Annotated in this window: 10 protein-coding genes and 2 pseudogenes; 3 read left to right on the top strand and 9 right to left on the bottom strand. The window is 46.4% G+C overall.

Annotation, left to right across the window (positions count from 1 at the left end; all coding sequences use genetic code 11):
* Nucleotides 1-103: 103 nt before the first annotated feature.
* Together K4A83_RS19570 and K4A83_RS19575 are read right to left on the bottom strand one after the other, a co-directional pair.
* Nucleotides 104-451, bottom strand: a pseudogene (locus K4A83_RS19570) (Uma2 family endonuclease); the annotation flags it as partial.
* Nucleotides 452-603: 152 nt separating this feature from the next.
* On the bottom strand, nt 604-759 hold the full coding sequence (locus K4A83_RS19575) for a hypothetical protein (protein ID WP_265266367.1): 156 nt from the start codon (nt 757-759) through the stop codon (nt 604-606).
* 91 nt (nt 760-850) lie between these two features.
* Between K4A83_RS19575 and K4A83_RS19580 the strand changes: the two genes are divergently transcribed.
* The 3 genes from K4A83_RS19580 to K4A83_RS19590 all read left to right on the top strand — a co-directional run bounded on the left by K4A83_RS19580 (nt 851) and on the right by K4A83_RS19590 (nt 2,855).
* Complete coding sequence (locus K4A83_RS19580) at nt 851-2,080, top strand: DUF3747 domain-containing protein (RefSeq protein WP_265266368.1); 1,230 nt, start codon at nt 851-853, stop codon at nt 2,078-2,080.
* A 108-nt stretch (nt 2,081-2,188) separates the two neighbouring features.
* Nucleotides 2,189-2,407 (top strand): hypothetical protein, encoded by a 219-nt coding sequence (locus K4A83_RS19585; RefSeq protein ID WP_265266369.1) that lies wholly within the window; start codon nt 2,189-2,191, stop codon nt 2,405-2,407.
* A gap of 1 nt (nt 2,408) precedes the next feature.
* Nucleotides 2,409-2,855, top strand: a complete 447-nt coding sequence (locus K4A83_RS19590; protein WP_407810189.1) for a pre-16S rRNA-processing nuclease YqgF — start codon at nt 2,409-2,411, stop codon at nt 2,853-2,855.
* A 24-nt stretch (nt 2,856-2,879) separates the two neighbouring features.
* Here K4A83_RS19590 and K4A83_RS19595 read toward each other — a convergent pair whose 3' ends face one another.
* The 7 genes and pseudogenes from K4A83_RS19595 to K4A83_RS23595 form a co-directional block, all read right to left on the bottom strand.
* Nucleotides 2,880-3,059, bottom strand: coding sequence for a hypothetical protein (locus K4A83_RS19595; protein WP_017306271.1), 180 nt, complete (start codon nt 3,057-3,059; stop codon nt 2,880-2,882).
* 328 nt (nt 3,060-3,387) lie between these two features.
* Nucleotides 3,388-4,602: a bifunctional phosphopantothenoylcysteine decarboxylase/phosphopantothenate--cysteine ligase CoaBC gene (gene coaBC, locus K4A83_RS19600; protein ID WP_265266371.1), complete on the bottom strand. Its 1,215-nt coding sequence runs from the start codon at nt 4,600-4,602 to the stop codon at nt 3,388-3,390.
* 20 nt (nt 4,603-4,622) lie between these two features.
* On the bottom strand, nt 4,623-4,838 hold the full coding sequence (gene isiD, locus K4A83_RS19605) for a protein IsiD (RefSeq protein WP_017306269.1): 216 nt from the start codon (nt 4,836-4,838) through the stop codon (nt 4,623-4,625).
* A gap of 75 nt (nt 4,839-4,913) precedes the next feature.
* Complete coding sequence (locus K4A83_RS19610; RefSeq protein ID WP_265266372.1) at nt 4,914-5,882, bottom strand: GDSL-type esterase/lipase family protein; 969 nt, start codon at nt 5,880-5,882, stop codon at nt 4,914-4,916.
* A 102-nt stretch (nt 5,883-5,984) separates the two neighbouring features.
* Nucleotides 5,985-8,855, bottom strand: coding sequence for an EAL domain-containing protein (locus tag K4A83_RS19615; protein ID WP_265266373.1), 2,871 nt, complete (start codon nt 8,853-8,855; stop codon nt 5,985-5,987).
* A gap of 164 nt (nt 8,856-9,019) precedes the next feature.
* Complete coding sequence (locus K4A83_RS19620; RefSeq protein WP_265266374.1) at nt 9,020-11,407, bottom strand: PAS domain-containing hybrid sensor histidine kinase/response regulator; 2,388 nt, start codon at nt 11,405-11,407, stop codon at nt 9,020-9,022.
* A 236-nt stretch (nt 11,408-11,643) separates the two neighbouring features.
* Nucleotides 11,644-11,727, bottom strand: a pseudogene (locus tag K4A83_RS23595) (RNA-guided endonuclease TnpB family protein); the annotation flags it as partial.

Here is an 11,727-nt window from a genome sequence, read left to right on the forward strand (position 1 = left end):
ACTCGTAGACAAACACGGATGATACTGAGTTAATGGATATCAAATATTATAATAACATGGAATTGAAAAATGGGTAATAAAAAGCCGTCCTGAAGGACGGGGCTTGTATCCCATTATTTTCGGTCAACAGCGATTGAACTGCCCAAAATGGCTCTTTCGCTAACTCCCGCCGATCCACCACCGCCACATCTGGCCGAAACGCGGTCATTCCCTGCTCCATCGGCCGTAAAATTCCCCGCTGTAACACAAACCAAGGCAAACCCAATTGCTCAATTTGGACACAGATTTTCGCGGTGATCAATGCGGCTACCTGTTCATGCTGACCCGTTGGCTCCAAGGCAAACACCTCCCCATCGATTAACTCATAACGGTTATCTTCTCCATAGTTCACGCGAAACGCTTCCCAAGAAACCACAGGATTAGAGGAGAGTCGATCAAGGGTAAGGTTCATCGGTAAAACTCCTGTTTAGCTCTGCATTGAATTCTATCAAAACCCTTTTAGGACTTTAGGGCGCGGGTGTTGGCGATCGCACTCGCTGCCGTCCCCAACTGACAAGCCAACGCTGAATCTATCATGCTCGTTTTGCCACTTCTGCCCCTATTTTAGCCAGAAAAGAGCGATCGCCCACCACTGCCCCCTAAACCTTCTCCCCCTAAGAGATACTCGCCCCAAGGGAACACTTTCCCCCCTTTTTCCTTCAAAAAGCGCAAGAGCTTGAGACAATGTAACAAGGATTCCACCATCCCCCAGTAAGCCACCGTGCCATAGCCACGCTTGACAAGGCTATGGTCACAGTTCCCTATGGGTTTTGGTATCTCAGATAATCAGGAAATTAAGGAGTATGAGAGCATGAAATTGGCACTACCACTGAAACTAGCCGCCCTAGCCACAGCCGCCCTTTCCACCACCCTCTGGATGAGTCCCGCCAAGGCCTCCCTCTTTGGTCAACAGGAAGTAGATCAAGGGGCTTTTGCGGCAGTAGCGACCCCCTTTGGCAGTAATCAGTTTAACCTAATGATTATTGAACAACTGCCCGGGAGAAACCAGTGTTGGGCTGAGTCGGGCAGCGCTCCCATTGTGATTAACCCCCTCTGGACAACCTTTGACTTTAGTGGACATTGTGGGCGTTTTTCCGATAGTAACGGCTACTCCGTGCGCATCAATAATGAGGATTACGGCTTAGACTACCTCTTGCGGGTAGTTCAACGGAGCGGGGAACTGTTATTAGTCGCCACCCCGCGCACGGGAAGCCGTCCCGGTTTACAGGAGTTGGTTCTCGCTCGCACCAATGGCTTAAACCCCGGGGGCTATAGTCGTTTAGTTCTAACTCCCGGTTGGCGCTTCACAAAACGCACCTATCAAGACCGCACATTAGGTCATGTTTATTTCACCTATGAAGGGACTCCGGTTGGTGGAACTCCTACACCTCCCACAACGCCCCCCACAACACCCCCCACAACCCCTCCTACCACTCCAGCCACGTTCCGGGACATTGCCGGGGATATCTACCGCACTCAAATTGAGGAAGCGGTAAGAGTGGGCTTTATTGCAGGTTTTCCGGAAGATAATACCTTCCGCCCTCTGGCTTCTTTAACCCGGGAACAAGTGGTTTCGATGGTGTTTGAGGCCTTGAGAACCATTCCGGGTGTCAGTGCGACGGAACCGAGTAATCTGGCCTCGGCTCCCTTCCCCGATGTGGCAACCTCTCGGTGGAGTGCAGGTAAGATTCAGTGGGCGCGCAATACGGGGATTGTGACGGGCTATCCAGATGGTCAGTTTCGCCCTGCCCAAGCGGTGACACGGGCGGAACTCATGGCTATCATGCAGAAGGCAGCCCAGTATAGCAGAACCCAACGGGGTATGAGCGCCCAGTTAATTCAGAAACAAACGCCCTTTAATTTCACTGACACCAGTGGTCACTGGGGAAATGCGGTGATTCGTGAGATGTCGGGCTACTGTGGGGTGGCGTCTCCCTTGAATGAGCGGGGAACCAGTTTTGCGCCCAATACGGCTTCTCTGCGTAATTATGCTGCTACAGCTACGCTACGGATGCTCAATTGCGCTAAGGCAGATCAGTAGTGTAGGGTCTGCTGAATCTTATGGCGTTTCCATTTGAGTTTTGTAATCCACAAGGGAAAGCCAAGGGAACAGGGAACAATATATAGCAATCCGACGTGATTGCTATATGTGGTACTATTAGTCGGCTCGGAACATCGTAAAAATAAGCGATCCTATCCGATTTCTTCTGCTACCAAAATTGGCAATACTATGGCGGCTATTTTTCTCTTAATTAGCTTAAATGTATTGGTGACGTTCTTTCTCTTGCTCGCCCTGTATTTGTTTAAATCTGCCTTGGGTATTGATTTATTCCCGGGGAGTTTTGTTGATTTTCTCCAAAGCCGTTAAAATGAATTTAAGCCCCATGAATGATTGCCAAAACTATCTCTTAGGATTTGACCCCGGACGGGATAAATGTGGTCTTGCAGTGATGGATGAACAGGGGACTGTGTATGATCATGGGGTGATTCCTTCTGGGGAGGCGATCGCACAGATTGAACAGTATCGCCGAAAATACCCTATTACCCAGATCATTATGGGGAATCAAACCACGGCTAAAATCTGGAAACAACAGTTAATAGAGGCACTCTCTCCCCCTTTACCCATTGTCTTAGTAGATGAGCGCAATAGTTCCTTAGAGGCACGCGATCGCTATTGGGAAATGTATCCCCCTCAAGGTTTGACTCGACTTATTCCCCAAGGGATGCGCGTACCTCCTCGTCCCATTGATGATATTGTGGCGATTCTATTAATTGAACGCTACTTTCGTTCTGTAGAACACCCTTCATCCGGTTAATCCGATTGTTTTAATCGACTTCTTTTAATCGACAGTTTTCAGTAAACCATGACGAACCCCATAAAACACTCGTTCAATTAAGGTGCGGTCTTGGTCGTTGAGATCCCGTTGACCCAACATGGCAGACATGAGTTGTTGATCAAAGCGGGAAATGGTGCGAGAGGAAAGAATTTGTGCAGTTCGTTCGCGGATGTTAACAGTCATAGCACTCCTTACTGAAAAGGAAATATTAAGGAAATATTTATTATTCCTCTCTACTATGACGCAAAAAGGGGACAGGGGAAGTGAGTTTAAACTATCGTAATAGGTGATGGGGATCACTGGGATCCAACCCTAAAGAATTATTAATAAAGCCTTAATAATTCTTTCTCAATCCAAGGGGGGGATGTGGGGGAATGGAGTATTGATAACTGATTAGGGCTTGCGAGTCAGGATTACAGGAATTCCCGTTCAATCTCAATTATTGTTCTGACCTATCCGACAAACCTCAAACGAGTGGGGGGTGTGGGGTTTGGGGGTCTTCACTCGACAGTTAAGATAAGTTTTCTAATAAAAAGTCGAACAAACGATGGGCTAATTCCAGCTTAGAACAACGTCCGACTTCCTGTTTCTCGCCCGTTTTTCCTAAAAACACGGCTTGATTTTGATCGGTTCCAAAGCCTACCCCCGTTTGATCAACAGGATTGGCCACAATAGCATCTAGATTTTTACGCTTTAACTTTTCCCAAGCGGGTTGAACAATATTCCCCGTTTGAGCCGCAAAACCGATTAATTTTTGATGGGGTTGTTTCCGACTTTCTAACTCCATTAATAAATCAGGAACAAAGGTGAGGGGTAATTGAGCCGGGAGTTCCGCTTTCGGCAGTTTGACGGGGGAATATTTTTGGGGTTTCATATCTCCGACAGCGGCCGCCATGAGCAGCCAATCGGCTTGGGGAAACTCCTGTAATAGGGCTTGTTGCATCTCCCGGGCGGTTTCTATGGGAAAGGTCTTAATATCCCGGTGGAGAGGGACTGGGGGAATGAGGGGGGCATGAATCAGGGTGACGGTGGCCCCGCGCATTAGGGCCGCTTGGGCGAGGGCTACGCCCATTTTCCCGGTGGAGGGATTGCCGAGAAAACGGACGGGATCTAGGTATTCTCGGGTGCCTCCGGCGGTGATCAGGAGGCATTTTCCGGCGAGATCCTGTTTGCCTTGGGTCCAGAGCAAGGATTCTAGGGCTGTGAGGATTTCGGCGGGTTCGGCCATGCGACCGGTGCCTTGGCGATCGCAAGCTAAAATTCCTTCACCGGGGGCTAGGCTATGGTAACGGGGGATGCGTTGAATGGTTTGCCAGTTCCGTTGTACCGGGACTTGTTGCCACATTTCCGTATTCATGGCGGGGGCGAGTAGGACGGGGCAGGCAGAGGCTAAAACGGTGTTGGTGAGGAGGTTGTCGGCTAATCCGTGGGCTAATTTGCCGAGGGTGTTGGCGGTGAGGGGAGCAATGGCCAACACTTCGGCCCATTCGCCTAACTCAATATGTAGAGGGCGATGATGATCTGCTTGCCAAAAATCTTGATCGGTATAGACCCGATGGCGGCTTAAAGTCGCTAGGGTGAGGGGTGTAATAAACTGGGTCCCTTGTTGGGTCATGACCACTTTAACCTCGGCCTTGGCTTTTCCGAGGGTGGAAATCACCTCACAAAGTTTATAGGCGGCGATACCACCGCCTATACCTAACAAAATCCGTCTACCTTGAAACATGATGTGCGAAGACGCTAAACCTATGCTTCATCGTAGGCTTCAATATCCAGCAAGTAAAGATAGGGTTCTACCAACTCGCTATTATGAAAGGCGATCGCCCGCAACAGATGCCAGTCTTCTAACGCCTCAAAAGGATTAGTATAGTCATCTTGTTCTAAACGTTCAGCCAGTTTTGCTACATCTGCCGCATCAACGGATGCTAGTTTGCTCTTCGGAACCGTGATTGTCGTTGTCATGACCTTATCTCCACAGAGCGATATTACCAAGATTTACCCCATGCCCTCATCTTAGCAAAGCACTTGCTCAAAGTCTCAGTTTTGTACCATAACTTCAAGGATTTCAGGAGATTCTTCAGAATCTTGCCGAAACCGTTGGGTTAGAACATCTTTCCAGACTTGATATCCTTGGGGGCTGAGGTGTAGACCATCGGTGGTTAATTCCCGTTGTAGTTGTCCGGTTTCATCCTGAAAGAGAGGGGCTAGATTTAAATAACTCGCGCCTTCGCTTTGGGCAATTTGCGCGATCGCCTGATTTAACCGCTCAATACGTTCCGGGGGAATCGCGGCTAAACGAGTGGGCAAGATGGACTGAATAATAATCTCCGCTTGGGGATGGCGGGTTTTGAGACTCTGGAGAATTTGGCGGGTATGGCGGAGAATGGTCTGATCACTGGCCCCCTGTCGCAAATCATTCACCCCGGCCATGATGTAGATGGTACTCGGCCGGGTTTCATCGAGCGCCCCAAGACGTTGGAGGATTTGCCCCGTATTCTCCCCAGAAATCCCTTGATTGAGCCAAAAAGCGTTTCTAGATAACGCTGTTGTGGGAAACCAGAGGGTGAGAGAGTCCCCCAGCATAATATTTAGACGATTCTGGCCTTGACCTCGGGCAATGGCTTTAGCTTCTTCGGCTAACAAATTTTGCCACTGTAGATGAGTCGGGTGTTGCACGACTTTTTCCCAAGCGGGGTAAAAACTACTGGGGTGTAAGCGACTGTGTAATTCTCCCCCTTGTAAGGCCCTGAGACGTTGGTGATAGAGTTGGGGGCCAGAGGTGGGGGTAGGAGCGGCAAAAACAGGATTGAGCGGGGCTTCTGGGGTCATTTCCGGGGTCATAGGCTCTGGTGTAGGGGTGGAGGCAGCTAAGGCCGCGTTTTCCCCGAGGGAGGGCTTTTCTCCTTGAAAATGCTGTCCCAATACCCCCCATCCTGCCAAGGATACCGGAGGCGGGGGGAGAGAAATGGGCAGTAAACTAAACGCCAAAAAACACAGGTTACTCATGCTTGTTTTTTCAACAACCGTCACACTCCATACAACAAGGCAAAACGGGAAAGGTCAGGACAGTAATCAATTATTAATAATTGATTATCAACTCTCAAGTCCCTATTCCCGATTCCTAACCTGAATGGAGGGAGAAATCGCCATTAAATGCTCTAAATTGTGGGATTGCAGGGTCTTTAGAGGATCCGTTTGGTGAAACATTTGTTCGGTTAAGTACCATTGGAAGCGATCCCCCGCCAGAGGAGGACTAAACCAATAGCCCTGGGCATAATCGCAGCCTTCTTGATATAAAAACTCTAGCTGTTGCAGGGTTTCCACCCCTTCGGCAATGACGCGCAAATGTAAACCGTGGGCCATCGCAATAATGGTTCTCACCAGAGACACGGCTTCGGGATCATGGGGAATATCTGTGATGAAAGACTTATCAATTTTCAAGACCGAAAAGGGGAAGCGTTTCAGATAACTCAGGGAGGAATACCCTGTGCCGAAGTCATCGATGGAAAGGCGTAACTCCAGACGGGTCAATTCTTGGATCATTTCACTAGCCCCGGGTACATCTTCCATGAGCAAGCGTTCTGTAATTTCTAACTCTAAACAATGACCGGGTAGGCCACTGTCACTTAAGGCGTTCCCAATGGTATCAACGAGGCCGTGATCTCGAAATTGGCGCGGGGACATATTCACGGCTACCCACAGTTCATATCCGGTGATTTCTCGCCAAGTCATGGCGGCGTGACAGGCCTGGGTGGTGATCCACTCCCCAAGGGGATTAATCAGGCCGCTTTCTTCGGCGACGGGGATAAAGTGATCGGGGCGTACCATGCCCAATTCTGGGCTATTCCAACGCATGAGGGCTTCTGCCCCAACTACAACACCGGAGGCGAGATGAATAAAGGGTTGATAGTATACGGAAAGTTCTTGGTTGGCTAAGGCATGACGGAGATGATTTTCCAGACGGATGCGCCGTTGGGCGGCTTCGTTCATGCTGTTGGTAAAGAATTTGAACAGATTTCGCCCGGCCTGTTTGGCGCAGTACATGGCCGCATCGGCGTGACTCATTAAGCCGCTAATATCTAAGGCATCGTCGGGATAAATGGCGATGCCGATACTGCCGGATAGACAGACTTCCTCTCCCCCTAGATCAAAGGGCTGATTGAGGATGTCGAGAATTTTTTGTGCGATCGCCTTACAAGCAAAGGGTTGTTCAATCTCCGGCAAAATAATCAGGAATTCATCCCCCCCCAATCGCGCCACGGTGTCCCCACTGCGCAGGGCATCTAACAACCGTTGGGCGGCTAACATCAGCAAATGATCCCCCATCGCATGACCCAAGGTGTCGTTAATGTTTTTAAAGTGGTCTAAGTCCACAAACATCACCGCCACTCGTTTATTCTTGCGTTCCGCTTGGGCGATCGCCTGGTGCATCCGATCATGAGCTAAAAACCGATTGGGTAAGTCCGTTAGCGCGTCGTATTTAGCCTGATGGAAAAGAATAGCCGCCGTTTCTTTTTGGGCCGTAATATCTTCTTTTACCGCCACAAAATGGGTAATTACATCGTTTTCATCCCGAATCGCCGAAATAGAGGCTTTTTCCCAAAACAATTGACCATCTTTCCGTTTATTCTGGAACTCCCCGTGCCATTCTAACCCTTCACTAATCGTCTCCCACAGCATTCGATATTCTTCCTCACTGGTAAACCCAGATTTGAGAATACGCGGGTTTTTGCCCATCACTTCTTCGGCTTTATACCCCGTAACTCGCTCAAATTTCGGATTAACATACTCAATATCTCCCTCGGCATTGGTAATCACAATCGAAGCTGGACTTTGTTCACAAGCTTGAGAAAGGATTTTTAGGCGTTCTTCCGTTTGTTTCCGGGCTGTAATATCAGTGAGGGAGGCTAAATAGGCCGTTTCCTCATCCCAAGGTAACTCGACCACCCGCATATCCACAATCGCTAGGGTATTATCTGGTCGATATAACGCGATTTCTGTAGAATTTCCCGCCACCATGGGAACCCCCCAAATCGTGTCTAATAGCTTCTCGGAGGAGCGACCTAATAGTTGTTCGGCAGCCGGATTGACAAACAACACTTTGCCCTCTTTATTAACAATAATAATCCCATTAGCAACGGTAGAAATAATACGCTGTAAACATTCTTCCGTCTCCTGTAAGGCACTTTCAGCCTTTTGGTAGGGAGTAATATCTAAAAAAGCCGCCATAAAGCACAGGGGCTGATCTTCTGTATCTGTGATTAAATTAGCTACGACTTGAACATTAAACAACTGATGATTGTGTTTTTTCCCCGTGAGTTCACCGGACCAAGTACGGTGACATATTAACGCCATTATCACCCTTTGAGCCACTTGGGAATCCTGCCAGAATGAATCAACTGCCTGACCTAAAACCTCACTGGCTTTCTCATAGCCCCACATCTTCAGAAAAGCACTATTAACATAGGTTAAACGACCTTGCAAATCCGCTAAAGCAATAGCATTAATTGAAGCCGCAATTGTAGAATTTTGTACCCGGTTTTTGGCAATTTCTGCTTGTAATGCCCGATTCTGTTCTTTCAGTTGTTGCGTTAGGTGATAAACCTTTAAATGATTGTTAATTCGCGCCAAAATTTCATCATGTTGAAAAGGTTTCGTGATATAATCAACTGCGCCTAATTTTAGACCTTTTACCTTGTCAACACTTTCAGCTAAAGCTGTCATAAAAATTACCGGAATTTCTTGAGTTTCCGGGTTAGATTTTAACTCCCGACAAGCCTCAAAACCATCTATTTCTGGCATCAAAATATCCAGCAGAATTAAGTCCGGCTTCACTTTTTTTATTTTATTAATTCCCGTTCTGGCATCCCGCGCTACAAACACCTGAAACCCCGAATTTTGCAACACAGCAGATAACACCTGAAGATTCGCAGGTTGATCATCTATAATAAAAATGTTGATGCCGGAGAAAGTAGCCATATTCATCGCTTTTCATAATCTAAGCCTAGAGTTATATCCAAAGGGCAAAACACAAAAATCAAAGTTAACTGATTAAATTGCAAAATTTAACTTGCAAAAGTATTGACGAAGTTGGTGGTTTAGGGATATTCTTTCGTTTAGTTCGTTTCCGAATCATCTTGTTATTAATCTGTTTGCTCGGCTAATTCAATCAGGTCAAAAATTTCCTGATCGGCGAACTCCTGACCTAAATCCCAAAGGCGATTTGCAAATTTTAAGTACAGATGATCCAGTTTCTTTAAACGGTCAATTTCTTGAAAAATTGTCTTAAAATCCCCTATCTCCAGAGCCTGTTTAATCCCTAATAGCTCTTCGGGAGGAGGCAATTTCCAAGTTGAATGAGATGCACTCTCACATAACGCACTATCCTCCACACCAGATGGGTCAGAATCTGGAGGTCTAGCGGTTAACCAAGAAATATGCAAAAGTTTTTGCAGTTTGGCAAAAAATTCTGGTAGATCAATGGGTTTCCCTATAAACTCATTATAACCGAAATCAGAACGCTCAAACTTTTCTAAATCGGAAAAGCTGGCGGAGATAGCGAGGATGGGTAAGGATTTAAATTGGGGTAAGTTGCGTAAATTCCGGGTCAAAGAGAATCCATCCATTACAGGCATTTTAATGTCTGTAATCACTAAATCAGGAAGGTTATTAATCGCTTGCTCTAACCCTTCTTGACCATTGGTTGCAGAATATACAATAAAGTCTAAATTCTCCAATAAACTGATCAATAAAGAACGGTTTTCTAAACGATCATCAATTACTAAAATTTTTTGCTTTCTCCCAGTATAACCAATAATTTGCTCGGCAGGTTTTGAAATTTCTGAGATACTTTCTACTCCCACTTCGCTCAAATCTAAATCAAACCAAAATTCACTCCCTTGACCTTGTTCACTCCGCACATTAAGCTGACTCCCCATTAATTTAACAAGTTCTTGGGAAATGGTTAACCCTAAACCTGTGCCTTCATAATGTGCCGAAGTATCACCCACTTGTTCAAAGGGCAGGAAAATATGCTCAATATCGGCGTTACTAATCCCGATTCCTGTATCTTTGACAGTTAAGCGAATGGAATGCAAAACAGACAGATTGGGATGTTTTTTGAGAGAATAGGGTAAATGTTGGACGGATAAGGTCACTGTGCCAACTTTAGTGAACTTGATGGCATTATTTAATAAGTTCATCAAAACTTGTTTCAGACGCTTTTCATCTACATAAACTCCTAACGGTAAACGAGGATCTAGATCAAGGATTAAGTCAATATCTTTCTGTTCAGCTTTGGGCTGAATTATGGCGACTAGCCCTTCTAATAAGCTGGGTAAATGAACAGGACGAGGATAGAGTTCTAGCTTGTCTGATTCGATTTTAGATAGGTCTAAAACTTCATTAATGAGATTTAATAAATGATAGCCACATTGTTGGATAATATTCAGTTCTTCTTGTTGTTTTGGGGTTAAATTGGGACAACGTTTGAGTAACTGAGTATAACCAAGTATGCCATTTAAAGGGGTGCGTAACTCATGGCTCATGGTAGCCAGAAAAACACTTTTAGCTTGATTGGCTTGCTCGGCTTGTTTTCTCGCCTCTTTTAAGGTCGCTTCTGCTAATTTTCGATGGGTAATATCTGCACAAATGACGACAAATCCGGTGAATTTTTCACTCACATCAAGCATAGGTTTTGCTTTAATTTCAAACCACCGTCTTCCCTGGTTTGTGGGCAAATATTTTTCAATTTCGGAGTTTTCTCGACTGGGATCAAATGTTTTTATATAGCGAGATAACCAAGGAAGTTTTAAGGTTAAGGACTGCCCAGCGTAATATAATTTCCCTGAGCCTTTAAGGGAGGTAAAGGTTTGGGCGGCAATCTCGTTGATGTTGACTAAATTATGCTGCTCATCTAAGAAAAAAACGGCTTCGTTTAAGCTTTCAAAAATGGTCAAATATTTGTTTTTTTCATTGGTTAAACTGCGATTTTTTGTCTGTAATTCTCCAAGTTGCTCATTTTCTGAATGATTACTCCACTCTTGACAAAACCCCAATTCAATGCGGTCAAAAAAACGATGGAGAATGTGGGTATAATATTCGGACTGTTGTGGAGAAAAGTCGCCAAGGTGCAACAAATCCAGATAGGCTTGACGATAGTATTTCATTAAGCTCAAAAATAGAGGGAGTGTAATTCCCCTTGTGCGGTGTCGTTTGGCTTCGAGAATACCAAAAGCGGCGATCGCATCTTGAGTAAAATCCATCTCAGGAGACAGTTCCCACGTCTCTGGAGGCTGTTTCAATGCCGTTAATAGGGGATCTGATAACCCACAAATAGAAGCCCGCCAAGCCTCTGCTAGGGTGGAGGTGTAGGCGGTGTAGTGTTGCGCTTTGGCGTAGTAGAGGATACGAGACATTAACCAGTCTTCATGGCTGGCTACTAATGCCCCTAGCGGATCTAATGGGTATAATGTACTAGGTTGGGTAACTTCTCGTCCAGATCGTTCCTCGGATGATGTGCGATCGCTCATAGCCCTCTAACTGCCTAGTGAGGTGACAAGTTTCGAGCCTTTGATCCCACATAATCCCCCTAAGCGGCATCTCCCAAAACTTGATCCCTAAGCAGATTCTGCCTCCTTCTTACCATCTTAGGATGGTCAAGAAAGTTTAGGAACATTTTTTCAAACCTTCGTTACTTAAATTTACTTGAACAAAAGTTATCCAGATTGACGTTCTCCCCCGCCTGAAGGCAGGGGGATTCATCGTTCTACGAGTCTCCGTTAGCTGACAGGATTTCTCCAACCAACCAAGAGGGAATCTCTCCCGATGCGTGAATTCGGGCGCGCCCCAC

Origin of the sequence: Spirulina subsalsa FACHB-351 (assembly GCF_026130165.1) — a bacterium.
In the GTDB taxonomy this organism is placed as follows: Bacteria; Cyanobacteriota; Cyanobacteriia; order Cyanobacteriales; family Spirulinaceae; genus Spirulina_A; species Spirulina_A subsalsa_A.